Annotated in this window: 18 protein-coding genes, 5 tRNA genes and 1 other RNA gene; 11 read left to right on the top strand and 13 right to left on the bottom strand. The window is 70.5% G+C overall.

Features of this window, described 5'->3' with window-relative positions; translation table 11 throughout:
• Nucleotides 1-68: 68 nt before the first annotated feature.
• Nucleotides 69-590: a small multidrug efflux protein gene (locus GKS42_RS15060; protein ID WP_154794576.1), complete on the top strand. Its 522-nt coding sequence runs from the start codon at nt 69-71 to the stop codon at nt 588-590.
• Nucleotides 587-1,285 (top strand): GOLPH3/VPS74 family protein, encoded by a 699-nt coding sequence (locus tag GKS42_RS15065; RefSeq protein WP_154794577.1) that lies wholly within the window; start codon nt 587-589, stop codon nt 1,283-1,285. Before GKS42_RS15060 ends, GKS42_RS15065 begins: the two co-directional genes overlap by 4 nt.
• Nucleotides 1,286-1,325: 40 nt before the next feature.
• On the opposite strand, the gene GKS42_RS15070 is transcribed toward GKS42_RS15065, so the two are convergent.
• Both GKS42_RS15070 and GKS42_RS15075 read right to left on the bottom strand, forming a co-directional pair.
• Nucleotides 1,326-1,661, bottom strand: coding sequence for a hypothetical protein (locus tag GKS42_RS15070; RefSeq protein WP_154794578.1), 336 nt, complete (start codon nt 1,659-1,661; stop codon nt 1,326-1,328).
• Nucleotides 1,662-1,752: 91 nt separating this feature from the next.
• Complete coding sequence (locus tag GKS42_RS15075) at nt 1,753-2,976, bottom strand: RtcB family protein (RefSeq protein WP_154794579.1); 1,224 nt, start codon at nt 2,974-2,976, stop codon at nt 1,753-1,755.
• Nucleotides 2,977-3,079: 103 nt separating this feature from the next.
• On the opposite strand from GKS42_RS15075, the gene GKS42_RS15080 reads away from it, so the two are divergent.
• Nucleotides 3,080-3,418: a TraR/DksA family transcriptional regulator gene (locus GKS42_RS15080; protein WP_154794580.1), complete on the top strand. Its 339-nt coding sequence runs from the start codon at nt 3,080-3,082 to the stop codon at nt 3,416-3,418.
• Between the two features lie 39 nt (nt 3,419-3,457).
• On the opposite strand, the gene GKS42_RS15085 is transcribed toward GKS42_RS15080, so the two are convergent.
• The 5 genes from GKS42_RS15085 to GKS42_RS15105 form a co-directional block, all read right to left on the bottom strand.
• Nucleotides 3,458-3,533, bottom strand: a tRNA-Arg gene (locus GKS42_RS15085).
• Between the two features lie 45 nt (nt 3,534-3,578).
• A tRNA-Ser gene (locus tag GKS42_RS15090) sits at nt 3,579-3,664 on the bottom strand.
• Nucleotides 3,665-3,716: 52 nt separating this feature from the next.
• Nucleotides 3,717-3,799: transfer RNA gene (locus GKS42_RS15095), tRNA-Leu, on the bottom strand.
• Nucleotides 3,800-3,848: 49 nt separating this feature from the next.
• Nucleotides 3,849-3,924 (bottom strand) — tRNA-Arg (locus tag GKS42_RS15100).
• Nucleotides 3,925-3,962: 38 nt separating this feature from the next.
• Nucleotides 3,963-4,035 (bottom strand) — tRNA-Gly (locus GKS42_RS15105).
• 703 nt (nt 4,036-4,738) lie between these two features.
• On the opposite strand from GKS42_RS15105, the gene GKS42_RS15110 reads away from it, so the two are divergent.
• From GKS42_RS15110 to GKS42_RS15130, 5 genes are all read left to right on the top strand, one after another.
• A complete protein-coding gene (locus tag GKS42_RS15110) occupies nt 4,739-4,969 on the top strand; it encodes a hypothetical protein (protein WP_154794581.1) in 231 nt (76 codons plus the stop codon).
• A gap of 1 nt (nt 4,970) precedes the next feature.
• Nucleotides 4,971-5,375, top strand: coding sequence for a type II toxin-antitoxin system VapC family toxin (locus GKS42_RS15115; RefSeq protein WP_154794582.1), 405 nt, complete (start codon nt 4,971-4,973; stop codon nt 5,373-5,375).
• 172 nt (nt 5,376-5,547) lie between these two features.
• On the top strand, nt 5,548-6,381 hold the full coding sequence (locus GKS42_RS15120) for a transporter substrate-binding domain-containing protein (protein WP_154794583.1): 834 nt from the start codon (nt 5,548-5,550) through the stop codon (nt 6,379-6,381).
• A 25-nt stretch (nt 6,382-6,406) separates the two neighbouring features.
• Nucleotides 6,407-7,198: an amino acid ABC transporter permease gene (locus GKS42_RS15125; RefSeq protein ID WP_154794584.1), complete on the top strand. Its 792-nt coding sequence runs from the start codon at nt 6,407-6,409 to the stop codon at nt 7,196-7,198.
• Nucleotides 7,195-7,980 (top strand): amino acid ABC transporter ATP-binding protein, encoded by a 786-nt coding sequence (locus GKS42_RS15130; RefSeq protein ID WP_168217854.1) that lies wholly within the window; start codon nt 7,195-7,197, stop codon nt 7,978-7,980. The genes GKS42_RS15125 and GKS42_RS15130 overlap by 4 nt, the downstream gene beginning before the upstream one ends.
• A 45-nt stretch (nt 7,981-8,025) precedes the next feature.
• Here the strand turns inward: GKS42_RS15130 and rnpB are convergent.
• Nucleotides 8,026-8,398: RNase P RNA component class A (rnpB, locus tag GKS42_RS15135), an RNA gene on the bottom strand.
• 42 nt (nt 8,399-8,440) lie between these two features.
• Between rnpB and GKS42_RS15140 the strand changes: the two genes are divergently transcribed.
• Nucleotides 8,441-9,217 carry a YaaA family protein gene (locus GKS42_RS15140; RefSeq protein ID WP_154794585.1) on the top strand — a complete coding sequence of 259 codons (777 nt, stop codon included), beginning with the start codon at nt 8,441-8,443 and terminating at the stop codon, nt 9,215-9,217.
• Nucleotides 9,218-9,243: 26 nt separating this feature from the next.
• Here GKS42_RS15140 and GKS42_RS15145 read toward each other — a convergent pair whose 3' ends face one another.
• Nucleotides 9,244-9,801 carry a dihydrofolate reductase family protein gene (locus GKS42_RS15145; protein ID WP_154794586.1) on the bottom strand — a complete coding sequence of 186 codons (558 nt, stop codon included), beginning with the start codon at nt 9,799-9,801 and terminating at the stop codon, nt 9,244-9,246.
• A 104-nt stretch (nt 9,802-9,905) separates the two neighbouring features.
• On the opposite strand from GKS42_RS15145, the gene GKS42_RS15150 reads away from it, so the two are divergent.
• Complete coding sequence (locus tag GKS42_RS15150) at nt 9,906-10,538, top strand: TetR/AcrR family transcriptional regulator (protein ID WP_154794587.1); 633 nt, start codon at nt 9,906-9,908, stop codon at nt 10,536-10,538.
• Nucleotides 10,539-10,624: 86 nt separating this feature from the next.
• Entirely contained in the window at nt 10,625-11,152 is a 528-nt protein-coding gene (locus GKS42_RS15155; RefSeq protein ID WP_154794588.1) for an RDD family protein, read from the top strand.
• On the opposite strand, the gene GKS42_RS15160 is transcribed toward GKS42_RS15155, so the two are convergent.
• The 4 genes from GKS42_RS15160 to GKS42_RS15175 are packed head-to-tail and all read right to left on the bottom strand — an operon-like array spanning nt 11,149 to nt 14,324.
• Nucleotides 11,149-11,829, bottom strand: coding sequence for a histidine phosphatase family protein (locus GKS42_RS15160; protein WP_232847684.1), 681 nt, complete (start codon nt 11,827-11,829; stop codon nt 11,149-11,151). The two genes, GKS42_RS15155 and GKS42_RS15160, sit on opposite strands and share 4 nt — an antisense overlap.
• Nucleotides 11,830-11,845: 16 nt before the next feature.
• A complete protein-coding gene (locus tag GKS42_RS15165; protein WP_154794589.1) occupies nt 11,846-12,574 on the bottom strand; it encodes a zinc ribbon domain-containing protein in 729 nt (242 codons plus the stop codon).
• Nucleotides 12,575-12,607: 33 nt separating this feature from the next.
• Nucleotides 12,608-13,126 (bottom strand): SixA phosphatase family protein, encoded by a 519-nt coding sequence (locus GKS42_RS15170; RefSeq protein WP_154794590.1) that lies wholly within the window; start codon nt 13,124-13,126, stop codon nt 12,608-12,610.
• A 34-nt stretch (nt 13,127-13,160) separates the two neighbouring features.
• Nucleotides 13,161-14,324 carry a Nif3-like dinuclear metal center hexameric protein gene (locus tag GKS42_RS15175; protein ID WP_154794591.1) on the bottom strand — a complete coding sequence of 388 codons (1,164 nt, stop codon included), beginning with the start codon at nt 14,322-14,324 and terminating at the stop codon, nt 13,161-13,163.
• Nucleotides 14,325-14,383: the final 59 nt, after the last annotated feature.

Consider the following 14,383-nt stretch of genomic DNA (forward strand, 5'->3'; position numbering starts at 1 on the left):
GAACACGGACTCTACTGACGGTCCTGGCCCAGAACGGGCTCGGAATCCCTGACACGAGGAGTCCTACCGTGAATCCCATCGCGGATCTGATCCGCACCTTCCAGGAGCTGGTCGCCCAGGTCCCGGAGTTCCTGCAACCGTTCATCGTCCTGCTCGGCGGCATGGTCCCCTTCATCGAGGGGGACGCCGGCGGCATCATCGGCGTGCTTGGCGGCATCAACCCGATCGTGGCCGGAGTGGCCGCGGCGACCGGGAACTTCCTCGCCGTCACCGCCGTCGTGTTCGTCAGTTCGCGAGCCCGCACCGCGGTCGTCGCCAGCCGCTCGGGCGGAGGGGTCCAGACCCTCGAGGAGCCCAAGCCCCAGTCGAAGGGACGCCAGCGCGTCCAGAGGTGGCTGGTCCGGTTCGGTGTCCCCGGAGCGAGCCTGCTCGCGCCGGTCGCGATCCCGACGCACTTCACCGCCGCCATGTTCGTCGCGTCCGGGGCGCCACGCGGCTGGGTCCTGCTCTGGCAGGCCGTGGCGATCGTCGGTTGGACCACCCTGACCACGACGCTGATCTGGGTCGGGCTGAACACGGTGCTGATGTGACCACACCACAGCGACCCAACCTCGCCGAAGACCTTCTGCTCCTGCTGTTCCAGCCGAACTCCGGCTTCCAGCGCACCGGGTCCATCGCCGGGGAGAACACCCTGTTCTACGTCCTCGCCGGTGCCGTGCTCGCCGATCTCGGCCTCGGCGAGCACGTGCGCACCGCCACCGGCCGGCTCGGTGGCACCATCGTGGAGGCGGTCGAGAACAACCCGCCCGCCGACGAGATCCTGCGCTCGGCGTGGGACTACGTCGCCGAGAAGCCCAGGGGCATCCAGACGGTCCTCGCGGCGGTCGGCCCGAGACTGCGCGAACCGCTGCTGGACCGGCTGATCGAGCGCGGCGACATCCAGCGGGGTACCCGCAGGACCCTCGGCCTGTTCGACACGAAGGTCCTGGAGGGCACCGGCGGCGAGCGCCGGGCCGCCCTCCTCGCGGACGTGCGTGCGGTCCTCGTCGACGGCGTCGAGCCGCAGCCCCGGGTCGCCGCGCTCGCCGCACTGATCTCGGGCAGCGGGACGCTTCCGCAGTTCCACCGGGACATCCCCTGGACCTCCCCCGTGATCACCAGGGCCAAGGAGCTCGAGCAGGGCAACTGGGGAGCCGAAGCAGCCGCCGAGGCAGTGGCCCGCACCGTCACCGCGGTGATCGTCAACAACGTGGTCATCGCGGCGGCCGTGCTGCCCAAGGCCTAGGGCGGTGGGGATGGCTCAGCAGTGGACAGCAACACGGACCTCACGCGCGGAGCAGGGCGTCCTCGGACACCTCGCGCCGCTCGTAGGCGAGGTCGGCGTCCCGAGTGATGGCGCCAAGGGTCCGGTGCAGCCGGTCCGTGACGTTCACCGCGACGAGCCGGGTCACGCCGGCGTTGCCGGCGGAGGTCACCAGGGCCGAGATGGCGGCCGGCGTGGCGTTCGACTCGGGTCCCCCGTGCAGCACGAGGGTGTCCGGGCGCCTCGCTCCGGCTCGGCGCAGCGTGGCCGCGACGAGCAGGCGGGCCGAGTTCGTCGTGGCGAGCTGGCCGGGCAGCACGGCCACTGCGATCTCTCGGGTCATGTTGGTGTTCGACATCGTGTGCTCCCTTCTCGAGCATGGTTGGTTGATGCAGGCTTGTGGCCCGGCCAACGAGCAGCTGCTCGCCGGCCGGGCCATCCGAGGGCGGTCAGCCCTTCACGCACAGGACCGTGCGCAGGCGGGCGACCACCTCGACCAGGTCCGACTGCGCCGCGATCACGGACTCGAGGTCCTTGTAGGCGCCGGGGATCTCGTCGACCACCCCGGCGTCCTTGCGGCACTCGACGCCCGCGGTCTGGGCGGCCAGATCGTCGACGGTGAACGTCTTCCTCGCCTGGTTCCGGGACATGCGTCGCCCTGCCCCGTGGGATGCGGAGTAGAACGACTCCGGGTTGCCCAGGCCGCGCACGATGTACGACCCGGTGCCCATCGATCCCGGGATCAGTCCCAGTTCGCCGGATCCGGCCCGGATCGCCCCCTTGCGGGTCACGACCAGGTCCTCGCCGTCGATCTGCTCGTGTGCCACGTAGTTGTGGTGCACGTTGGCGACTTCGGTGAAACTGACGTCCCGGTCGGTGAAGTGCCTGCGCACGACGTCGACCATCAGGGTCATCATCACCGCACGGGACCGGGCGGCGTACTCCTGTGCCCAGTGCAGGTCGCGCAGGTAGGCGTCCATCTGCGGGGTGCCCATGAGGAACACCGCGAGGTCACGGTCAACCAGACCCTGGTTGTGGTCCAGGTCCTTGGCGATCGCGACGTGACGCTCGGCCAGCTCCTTGCCGATGTTCCGGGAACCGGAGTGCAGCTGGAGCCAGACGGCACCGTCGGTGTCGACGCAGAGCTCGAGGAAGTGGTTCCCACCGCCGAGGGTGCCGAGCTGCTTGCGCGCTCGACCCTCAAGCCGCTGGACGTCGTCGTGCAACCCACCGAAGCGGTCCCAGAACGCCCCGTCGCCGCGCAGCCGGTCCGCTCCCCCGGTGCCGGTGATCGGCCGGATCCGACGCAGGTCCACCTGCTCGTCGTGGGAGTGGAACCCGACCGGGATGGTCGCCTCGATCGCCGCGCGCAGGCCGGACAGGTCGTCCGGCAGGTCGGATGCGGTCAGCGACGTCCTGACGCCGATCATCCCGCAGCCGATGTCCACGCCCACGGCGTTCGGGGAGACCGCGTCCCGCATCGCGATGACCGATCCGACGGTCGCGCCCTTGCCGAGGTGGACGTCCGGCATCACGCGCACCCCGGCGACCCAGGGCAGTGCTGCGATGTTGCGGAGCTGCTGCAGTGCCTGCGCCTCGACCTCGTCCTCATGCGCCCACATGAGGGTGGGCGCCATGGCACCGGTGAGCGGAACGGGGTACTGGGTGTTCATGCTGGCCTCCTTCCGGGAGGTGCTGAGGGTAGGTCTGGTAACTGGGTGAGGGCTGATGCCCGACGGCGTTGTGTCCGGTCCGTCGGCATGGTCGACTTCGGGGATGGATGAGGACGCCGCACGGGTCGGGCTGCTCGCGCTGCGTGCGGAGGCGCTGACGCGGCTGGCGGACCTCGGCATCAGCCGCGACGACGTCGTCCAGGCCTCCCAGGGCGCCAACATCGACGACGAGCACGACCCGGAGGGCTCGACCATCGCCTACGAACGTGCGCTGCTGGAAGCGCTGGCAGCAAGCGCGCGAGCACGGATCGCCGATGCCGACGCAGCCTTGGAACGCCTCACCGCCGGCACCTACGGGATCTGCGAGGTGTGCGGGGAGCCGATCGGTGCGGAGCGTCTCGCAGCACGTCCGATCGCGTCCCGGTGCCTGCAGCATTCCTGAACGTCTGGCCGATGGCCGGGCCGCGCGGCCGCGGCGCGGTGGTGCCTTCGGCCGGACTCGAACCGGCGACCTTCCGCTTCGGAGGCGGACGCGCTGTCCACTGCGCTACGAAGGCCTGCGCCCCCAATCCGGTCACGCCGGTCCGGTTGACTCTGCGAGGCGGAGGACGAGGGATTCGACCCCCCGCGGGTATGACCCCGACCGCTGTTTTCTGGACAGGTGCAATGGCCGCTCTGCCAGTCCTCCATGGGTGTCCGACGGGAGGTGAACCCGCGCGGACCGGTTCGGTCCGCCGTCGTGGCCTCCGAGGGACTCGAACCCTCACACCCATCGGGAACGCGGCTCTGAGCCGCGCGCGTCTACCAGTTCCGCCAGAAGGCCAAGGTGGTCGCGGCACCCGAGGGTGCTCACCGTGTGCGACCGGCACGGTTGGTGCCTTCGGCAGGACTCGAACCTGCAACCTCCTGATTCGTAGTCAGGTGCTCTGTCCGTTGAGCTACGAGGGCGAGTGCCGGATGAGCTCCGGCAGCGTGGTCGTGCTGAGAGCGAGCGGCCGGATTCGAACCGGCGTCGACTGCTTGGAAGGCAGTGGTCCTGGGCCACTGGACGACGCTCGCGAGATCGGGCATCCCTTCGCCTGCTCGACCCGGCGGTACTTCGGCCGCTGGGTGTCGACGTCTCGGTGGGGGTCGCCCGAACTCGGGCGGGGATGCTACCCCGCCCGGTGTTGCTGTCCACTGTTGAGGTTTCAAGGTGCCCCTGAGGGCTCGAGGGCTCCACCTGCGGGTGGGCCCTTGCTCGCCGTGCCGTGGCCGGCGACCCGCAGGTCGTCCCACCGCACAACGGAAACGGGGCCACCTGACTGGTGACCCCGTGGAGGTTCGGACCCTGGCCCGACCCTGCCGCGGTTATCCGCTGCTCGGGTGGGCTGGTGTCCTCATCAGGTGGCGCGAGCCGGGCTCGCTGTCCCCACGGGGCTGGGCCACAGATAGTGGTGGCCGATGGGCTCGGAATCAAACTGCTTCGACCGAGCCCGCATGGATCGGGTCGGTCGCAGTCGTTCCGCCGCCGTCGCACTCGCCGAGCCGAGTCCGCGCAGCACGACGACGTCGAAGGCGGTGGCCCTCTTGGTCGTGATGAGGCGCGCAGACATGATGCTCCTTGGGCGGGTGGGTGTCGCTCTGTGCAACGAACGCTACGTGTGGATTCTTCCCCTGGCCAAGGAATACTCGCGAGCTCCCTTGAGTGGACACCCGACGTCGCCCGACCTGGCCCCGCCCGATGCATGCATAGTTCATGAAGTGCGGCTAGTATGGCTGCATGAGCACCGAGATCCTGCAGGTCCGCGACGTCCCTTCGGAGGATGCGCAGGTCCTGCGCGCACGCGCCGCGGCCCGAAACATGTCGCTGTCGAGTTACCTGCGGGAACTGATGCACGAGGATGCCTCGAGCCCGGCGATGAGCGAGGTCCTGGCGCGGATCGCCTCACGCGAGAGTGTCGAGGCGAGCGGCGACGAGGTCAGGGCACTCATGACCGAAGACCAGCGTTGACGTGACCGTCGTCGATGCCTCGATCGTCGTGCGACTCCTGCAGAACCGGCGAGGCGATTCCGCACTCCGGGATCAGTTCGGCCGTCAACGGCACGTCTATGCACCAACGCTTGTCGATGCCGAGGTGACGTCGGCGATCCGCGGGCTGTTGCTGACGTCGAAGCCCTCGATCCGGATCAGCCCCTACCGAGCGGAACAGATGCTCGACGACTTCGCGGATCTGCCGCTCATCCGCTATCCGATGCAGCCCTACCAGCGGCGGGCGCTGGCGCTGCGGGACACCTTCACCGCCTACGAAGCCTTCTATCTGGCGTTGGCCGAATCGTTGGGAATGCCGTTGCTCACCGACGACAGGAAGTTCGCACGAGCCCCGGCGCAGACAACGCCGATAGAGACCTGGTCGTAGGACCCTCATGCATGCGGCTGGCTGGGGTGTGGATGAGCCGGCCGATGTCGCAGGTCACAACCCGGTCTCGGTCGGCCGATCCGAGGGGTGGGCGCCGACGAACCGCCATACGATTTCCTCGTCCCGGCAAACCGTCGTCCGGGCGCGCACCACCTGCATCAGGAGGAACGCCATGAACCGCAGGACGACTCGCACCCCCTGGCCCGGCAGGCTTGCCTCGATCGTTGCACTGGCGGCGACGACGGCCCTGCTCGCGGCCTGCGGCGGCTCCGGAGGGGAGGATGAGACCGACGGCGAGGCGGCCGGTCTCGAACTCGTCACCGAGGGCACCCTGACCGTGTGCTCCGACATCCCCTATCCCCCGTTCGAGGTCGAGGACGCGTCGGCCGAGAGCGGCTACAGCGGTTTCGACATGGACATCATGCAGGAGATCGCCGACCGGCTCGAACTCACCCTGAGCGTCCAGGACGTCTCGTTCGACGCGCTGCAGTCCGGTGCGGTGCTCGGGGCCGGTCAGTGCGACCTCGGCGCGTCGGCGATGACGATCACCCCGGAGCGCGCCGAGAACCTCGACTTCTCAGACCCCTACTACGACTCGCTGCAGTCGCTGCTGGTGCCTGCCGCAAGTGGCGTCACCAGCCTCGCGACCTTCACCGGCGCCCTCGGCGTGCAGCAGGGCACAACCGGCCAGGCGTTCGCGGAGGAGAACGCCCCCGACGGTGTCCAACTCGTCGAGTTCCCCTCCGACGGCGAACTGTGGCCGGCACTGCAGGGCGACACGATCCAGGGCATCCTGCAGGACCTCCCGGTGAACGTCGAACACGTACGGACCGACTCCAGCTACGTCGTCGTCGAGGAGTTCCAAACCGACGAGAGCTACGGCTTCGCGTTCGCCAAGGGGGAGCGGCCGAACCTGCTGGCCGCCGTCAACGAGCACCTGCAGGCCATGCGCGACGACGGCACCTACGAGACGATCTACGACCGCTACTTCTCCACCGAGGGCTGAGCCGAGGCCGGGCGGGAGACCTCACGTGAGGCTGCGTCGCACCACGCGCCGCAGGTTGGTGCGCGGCGCACTGTACGCAGCGTTCGTCGCCGCCCTCATCGTGGTCGTTCTCGCGGCGGACTGGCAACGGTTCGCGCAGTACTTCCTCCAGTGGGACATCGCGCGGGAACAGTTCCCCGAGATCATCACGATCGCCCTCAAGAACACGCTGGTGTTCACAGTCGTGTCGTTCGTCGGGGGGCTGCTCGTGGGCACCCTGATGGCGCTGATGAAACTGTCGAGCATCCGCCCCTACCGCTGGTTCGCGACGGCCTACATCGAGTTGTTCCGAGGGCTGCCGGCGCTGCTGACGATCTTCGCGTTCGCGTACATGCTGCCGATCGCGTTCGGTGTCAAACTGCCGTTCGCACCGGTCGGCGCCGGCCTGCTCGGTCTGATCGTCGTGGCGGGCGCCTACATGGCCGAGGTGATCCGGGCGGGCATCCAGGCGGTGCCGAAGGGGCAGACCGAGGCGTCGCGCTCGCTGGGCATGTCCCCGCTGAAGACGACGTTCTTCGTGATCCTGCCGCAAGGGTTGCGGATCATCATCCCGCCGCTGACCAACGAGTTCGTCCTGCTGCTGAAGGACACGTCGCTGTTGTTCATCGCGGGCTCCACGATCTTCACGAAGGAGCTGACCACGTTCGCGCGCGACGCCACCACGACCAACAGCAACGGCACGGTGCTCGTGATGGCAGCCATGCTCTACCTGCTGGTGACGATCCCGCTGACCCGGGTCGTCGCCTACCTCGAGCGACGGATGGCGAGGGCACGATGACCGGCTCAGCCACGCCGTCGGGCAGCGAACCGATGCTGCCGGTGCGGCCCGACGCACCGGCGATCGAGATCATCGACCTGCACAAGTCCTTCGGCGACAACGAGGTGCTCAAGGGCATCTCGCTGACGGTCCGACCGGGCGAGGTCGTCTGCGTGATCGGGCCATCGGGGTCCGGGAAGTCCACACTGCTGCGGTCGGTCAACCTGCTCGAGGCGCCCACGGACGGGCAGATCCTCATCGAGGGCATCCCCATCCTCGATCCCGAGGTGGACGTCGACAGGGTCCGCACCCGGATCGGGATGGTGTTCCAGCAGTTCAACCTGTTCCCGCACATGACGGTGCTCGGCAACCTGTGCCTGGCCCAGCAGCGGGTGCTCGGCCGCAAGCGGGCCGAGGCCGAGTCGGTTGCGCGCGAGAACCTCGCGAAGGTCGGCCTCGCCGACCGCGAGGATGCCTACCCGGCGCACCTGTCCGGCGGCCAGCAGCAGCGGGTCGCGATCGCGCGGTCGCTGTCGATGAACCCGGACATGATGCTCTTCGACGAGCCGACCTCGGCGCTGGACCCCGAACTGGTGGGTGACGTGCTCGCGGTGATGCGGACGCTGGCGGACGAGGGGATGACGATGATGGTCGTGACCCACGAGATGGGCTTCGCCCGCGAGGTCGGCAACCGACTGATCTTCATGGACGACGGCATGATCGTCGAGGAGGGCGACCCCCGCGAGGTGCTCACCAGCCCGCGCGAGCCGCGCACCCAGACCTTCCTGTCGAAGGTCCTCTGACGCCACGGTGCCACCGGAGCGTCAGGTCGGCACCGGCCCGGGTGGTGGATGAGCCGGCCGATACGCCGGGTTCTGTCCCGGACCGCGTGCGATCCGGGGGCGGCCATCCATCTACGACGTACGTTGCCGCACGCCTCCAGCGACCTACCCGGAAGCTCGGGCGAGCAGCCCTCGAACGCTTCCTGTCTGGTCTTGCTCCGGGTGGGGTTTACCTAGCCGCTTCGGTCACCCGATGCGCTGGTGGTCTCTTACACCACCGTTTCACCCTTACCGCTCCGGCGAACCGGGGCGGCGGTCTACTTTCTGTGGCACTGTCCCGCGGGTCACCCCGGGTGGGCGTTACCCACCACCCTGCCCTGTGGAGCCCGGACGTTCCTCGGCACGGATCACTCCGTGACGCGACCGCCTGGCCGACTCATCCGTGTGCGAGTCTAGCCCGCGGCGCGCCTACCCTGGGTCCGTGCTCATCCTGCTTCCCCCGTCCGAGGGCAAGACCTCACCCGCACGCGGCACGCCCGTGGATCTCACGTCCCTCAGCCACCCCGAGCTGTCCGAGCACCGCGAGCGGCTGCTCGACCTGGTGATCGATGCCAGCGCCCGCCCGGATGCCGCCCGGGTCCTCGACATCCCGCCGACCCTGACCGCCGAGATCGAGCACAACACGACGCTGCGGTCGGCGCCGGCGGCGCCCGCGGCGAAGGTCTACACGGGCGTTCTCTATGCGGCCGCCGGTCTGGACGCCCTGACCGGGACCGCCCGACGGCGGGCGAACCGTTCCGTACGGATCGTGTCCGGACTGTGGGGGGTGCTGGCGCCGACTGACCGGATCCCGGCGTATCGCACCTCCATCTGTGCGAAACTGCCCGGCATCGGCGAGCTGACCCAGTACTGGGCGCCCGCACTCAAGCAGACCCTCGGGGAGGACTGGGGCGTGGTGATCGACTCCCGGTCCTCCAGCTACCTGCCCACCTGGCGGCCGCCGTCGGGCCTGCCGTGGCTCACGGTGCGGGTGGTGCAGATCCGCGACGGCAAGCCGTCCGTGGTCTCCCACTTCGCCAAGCACACCCGCGGCGTGCTCACCCACCACCTGCTCACCCGGCCCGGCGCCCCGCCGCGCACCCCGGCGCAGGTGCTCGCCGCGGCGCAGGAACTGATCCCGACCGTGCTGCGTGAGGCGAGCCTGCTCCCCCGCGCCGGCCGGACCGGCCCGGACACCCTGGAGCTCGTCCTGGCGTGACCCGCCGGCGATCGTGATCGGGCAGGTCAGCGGGTCCGGTAGTGCGCGTAGATCAGCCCGCTGGCGAACGCGCGCTCCTCGACCAGGTCGAGATCAAGGCGTACGCCGTCGGGGAAGAACCGCTTGCCGCCGCCGACCACGCTCGTGGTGATGAACAGGTGATACTCATCCACCAGGCCCGCCGCGATCGCCTGGGCCGCGAGGTTCGGACCGTCGACGCTGAGGTCGTGATCGGACTCGGCCTTGAGCGTGCGCACCGCGTCCGGATCGAAGCTCCGCTCGATCCTGGTCCTCTCGCTGGAGACCGACTCCAGCGTCGTGGAGTACACGACCTTCTCCGCGGCCTGCCAGTCGCGGGCGTACTGCAGGATGTGCGGCGGCACCTCGGGCAACTCGTGCGCCGTCTCCCAGAAGACCATCGTCTCGTACATCCGCCGGCCGTAGAGGAACGTGCCCACGTCGCGGAAGGTGTCGCCGATGAAGGTGTGCACCTCCTCGTCCTCGGCCCCGGTGCCGAGCGTGCCCTCCGCCGCCTCGGCATAGCCGTCGAGCGAGGTGATCATCGAGTAGATGAGCTTGGCCATGTCCACTCCTTCGAGTTGTGGTGAGTCGAGCGACTCACCACAAGTGAACGTACCTTCTCGGTAGAGGTGAGTCAAGCAACTCACCTTGCTGGCATACTGGGAGCATGCCCCGTGAACTCTCCGCCTACCACCGACAGGTCGCGGCAACCAACCGTGTCGCGATCCTTGACGCGGCCGCAGACCTGTTCCTCGAACTCGGCTACGACCGGACCCCGCTGGCGCGCGTCGCCGAGAGCGCCGGGGTCTCCAAGGCGACGCTGTTCAAACAGTTCCCGACCAAGGCGGAACTCTTCGAAGCAACGGTGCTCGCGGCGGGTGGCACACCCGACCGCGAGCTCGCGGACCCGCCGCCCGGAGACTTCCACGCGGGACTGGTTGCCTTGGGTCTCGCGTACGCGGACCTGCTGTCCCGTCCTCGGGTCGAGGACCTGATGCGGACCTTGATCGCCGAGGCACCGAGGTTCCCGGACCTGCGCGCGCGGACCTTCGACTTCGGCACGCTGCCCGTGCTCGCGGCACTCAAGCGCTACCTACTGGCGGAGACCGGGTCGGGAGACGCCCACGTCGATGACCCGGACGTGGCGGCACCGCAGTTCCTCGGGATGATCTCGACCGTCGTCTTCTGGCCCCGCCTGGTCCACGGGAACTGGTCGCTCACCGACGAGGAGACCCTCCACGTGGTGGACGAGGCGGCTCGGACGATGGTGGCCCGCTACGGCGCGCGGGTGAGTCTCTAGGTGGCCACCGGTGCAGGACCCCGACGCCGGGAATCCTCCTTCCGGATGAGCCGGGCGACGACGCGCCCTTGTTACCGTGGGCTGTCATGAACCCACTGGCGGGCAGACGCGGCAAGGCCTACGTCCTGGACTGCGTGGGCTACCTGGGTATCGCCGCCGCGACCGTGCCGTTCGGCCTGCTCGCCCGGAACGCCGGCTGGGGCCAGGAGCCGACCCTGGTGTTCGCCATGAGCGCGGTTCCCCCGGTCCTCGCGACCCTGCTCGCCGCCCGCCGTGAGTCCGGCCCCGACGCGGCCACCTGGGGCAAGCGACGATTCGGCCTCCGGGTGAGCGCCGCCGACGGCGCCGGTGTTCCGTTCGGGCGGGCGCTGCTGCGCAACACGCTGAAGATCGCGATCCCGTGGCAGCTCGGGCACGCGGTCGCCGTCGGTGCCGCGTTCGGAGGCTACGCCGACGCCGACCCCGTCACGATCGCCGCGACGGCCCTGACGTACCCGGTCATCGGCGTGATGGTCGCCGGGGTCCTGATCGGCCGGGGCCGCACGGTCCACGACCGGATCGCCGGCACCGTCGTCGAGGCCACCGCGGCCGACGTGCTCGAAACTGCCCGCTAGTCGAGCAACCCGGCCACGAGCACCTTCGCGAGCCCATCCGGGTACACCTGGATCACGCTCACCGAGCCCGACTGCAACCGCAGCCGCCACCAGCCGCCGGGCGGCGCGAGCAGGCACTGCCCGATGACGCTACGGATCGTCACCGCGTGCGCCACCACCACCACGGTGGACCCGGCGTGCTCGGCGAGCAGGTCGAGCAGCAGGGCGTGGGTCCGTTCGCCGACCTGGGCGATGGACTCCCCACCCGGGGGAAGCGTGGTGCCGGTGGTGTGCCAGGCGTCGAGCTCCCCGGGCCACCGGGCGTCGATCTCGTCCTCCTTGAGGCCCTCCCACTCGCCGAAGTTGCACTCCTTCGCGCGGTCGTCCACGAGCGCGGAGAGCCCGAAGTGGGCCGCGATCACCTCCGCGGTCTCACGGGTGCGCACCATCGGAGAGGTGATCAGCGTCGTCGGCGGCGGGACGTCGTCGAACAGGTCGGACCCGAGCCGGCCAAGGATCGTCGCGGCCCGCGCCGCCTCCACGCGGCCCGCCTCGCTCAGCGGCGGGCCGGGCACCCCGGACCCGGAGTAGGCGCCGGTGGGCGTCATGGGTGTCTCGCCGTGGCGGACCAGCGCCACCGTGACGGGCTCCCCCACCCCGGTGACGCCCCGGCCCGCGACGTCCGCGTGCATGCTCATGAACGACCCTTCGTCTTCACACCCGCACCAGGATGTAGCCGTACTCCTCGGACTGGATGACGTCCTCCGGCGGGGCGTCGCGGATGGCGGCGCGCTCGGTGAGGCTGAGCGTGAGGTTCACGCCCTCGGTGGTCTCGCCGCGCAGCGCCACCGCCGCGAGCCCGCCGGTCTGGGACCGGACCCGCTCGTACAGCGCGAGCAGATTGGCGTCGATCCCCTCGACGGCGGCGGCCCGTTCGGCCTGCGCCTGCGCGATGGCCTCGTCGAGCTGGCCGAACGCGGCGTCCCGCTCGGCCTCGAGCCGCTCGGCGTCGGCCCGCAGTGCCTCCGCCTGCGCGGTGACCGCCGTGACCTCCCCCTCGGCGGCCTCGAGCCGCTCCATCACCTCGAGCTCGACCTCCTCCAGCGCGGCCTTGCGGCGGCCGAGGGACTCGAGCTCGTGCGTCATGGCCTGCAGGTCCTTCGCCGACCCGGCGCCGCTGTCCAGCCGCTGCTGGTCCCGGGCGGCCCGGTTGGCGACCTGCTCCACGTCGGTCTCGGCCTTTGCCAGCTCACGGCGGGTGTCGCTGACCACCACGGCCGTCTCCGCCCGGACCCGCTCCAGGTCCTGGGCACGCTTGGAGAACTCGCCGAGCGTCGCCAGGCTCGGGTGGGATCGGCGCTGGTGGGCCAGCTGGGCCAGGCGGGTGTCGATGGCCTGCACGTCCAGCAGGCGTTGCTGATCGGCGACGGGGGCAGTGCTCACAGATGTCCTCCGGGGTATCGAGTGACGCTCAGCCTAATCGTCGTCGGCGCCGGCGTGACCACGGGGAACCTCGAAGCTCTCCAGCCGCACGTCGCCCGCGGCGACCTGCTCCCAGCCGCCGCCGAACCGCAGCACCGCAAGGGCCGCCGTCGGGAACTTCTCGGCGATGTGCTCGGTGACCTCCGACGGCTGCGCGACGTCGAGGATGAACTCGGCGAGCGTCGGCTCGTGCCCGATCACCAGGGCCGTGCTCGCGGTCGCCGGGAGGTCGCGGACGAGCCGGATCACGTCGTCGGGATCCGCGCCGTACAGGGCACCGGCGTAGCGCACGTCCGCGCACCGGGCCCCGGCTCGTTCGGCCCGCAACCAGGTCATCCGGGCGCGGGTGGCCGTCGAGCAGAGCACCACGTCGAGGTCGTGCCCGGCGAGCACCCGGCCGGCGGCGACGCCGTCACGCAGCCCGCGCGGCGCCAGCGGGCGCAGGTGGTCCGGCTCGCCGGTGTCCCACGCGGACTTCGCGTGCCGCAGGACGATCAGGGTCCGGTCGGACATCGGCTCCACCTCTCCTCATCGACAGGTGGGGCCATCAAACACCCGTGGCGCCCGTGCGTCCATCAGTGTCCCCGGCGGAGGCGAGCCGATCGGTCCACGGGTCGGTGACGCGCGTGCTGACTCCCGTCACGAGGCCGGTGTCGGCGGCCAGGTCCGCGGCCGCGACCGGCAGCCACGGCCACTCGCTGGCCCAGTGCGCCACGTCGATCAGGGCGGGCGCGCCCGACTCGGCGAGCGCCTCGCTCGCGCGGTGGTGGCGCAGGTCCGCGGTCACGTAGACGTCGGCACCGGCGACCGCGGCCGCGTCGAGGTAGGCGTCGCCGCTGCCGCCGCTGACGGCGACCGTCCGCACCACCGACCCGGGTGCGCCGGCCACCCGGACGCCGTGCGCCGTCGCCGGCAGTGCCCGGGCCACCGCCTGCGCGAAGTCCGCGAGCGTGGCCGGCGCGCTGAGCTCGCCGATCCGGCCGCTGCCGGTGGGGCCCGACGGCGTCCGCGTGGGCAGGAAGGAGAACGCCGGCTCCTCGTAGGGGTGCGCCGCCCGCAGCGCGGCCAGCACGCGCTCGCGTGCCGGCGTGGGCACCACCATCTCGAGGCGGGTCTCGGCCAGTCGTTCGTGGGCGCCGACCTGCCCGACGGCGGGGCTCGCCCCGGGCTTCGGCGTGAACTCCCCGGCGCCGGTCACCGACCAGGCGCAGCCCTCGTAGTCGCCGATCGCGCCCGCGCCGGCGGCCGCGAGCGCGCGCCGGACCGGCTCCGCCGACGCCACGGGCGCGTAGGTGACGAGCAGGTCGTGCGCGGGAGCGGGGGCCGGCACGAGCGGGCGGGTGCCGGTCAGGCCGAGGGCCGCGGCGAGGGCGTCGTTGACGCCACCGGCGGCGATGTCGGCATTCGTGTGCGCCACGTACAGGGCGATCCCGGCCCGGATCAGCCGGTGCACCAGGCGACCCTTGGCGCCGGTCGCGGCTACCGAGGTGACGCCGCGCAGGTACAGCGGGTGATGGGTGACGAGCAGGTCCACGCCGCGCTCGATCGCCTCGTCCACCACGGTCTCGACCGGGTCGATCGCGAACAGCACCGCAGCCACCCGGGCATCGGGCTCACCGACCACCAGACCGACGGCGTCCCAGTCCTCCGCGGTCCCCGGTGGGTACCGCCGTTCCAGGGCCGCGACCACGTCGAGAAGTGCGAGATCCATGCCCCGAACCTACCCGCCCCCTTGAGAGCGCCGTGGTGGTTGCCGCAGCAGCCGTCCTG

This window comes from Occultella kanbiaonis (assembly GCF_009708215.1).
In the GTDB taxonomy this organism is placed as follows: Bacteria; Actinomycetota; Actinomycetes; order Actinomycetales; family Beutenbergiaceae; genus Occultella; species Occultella kanbiaonis.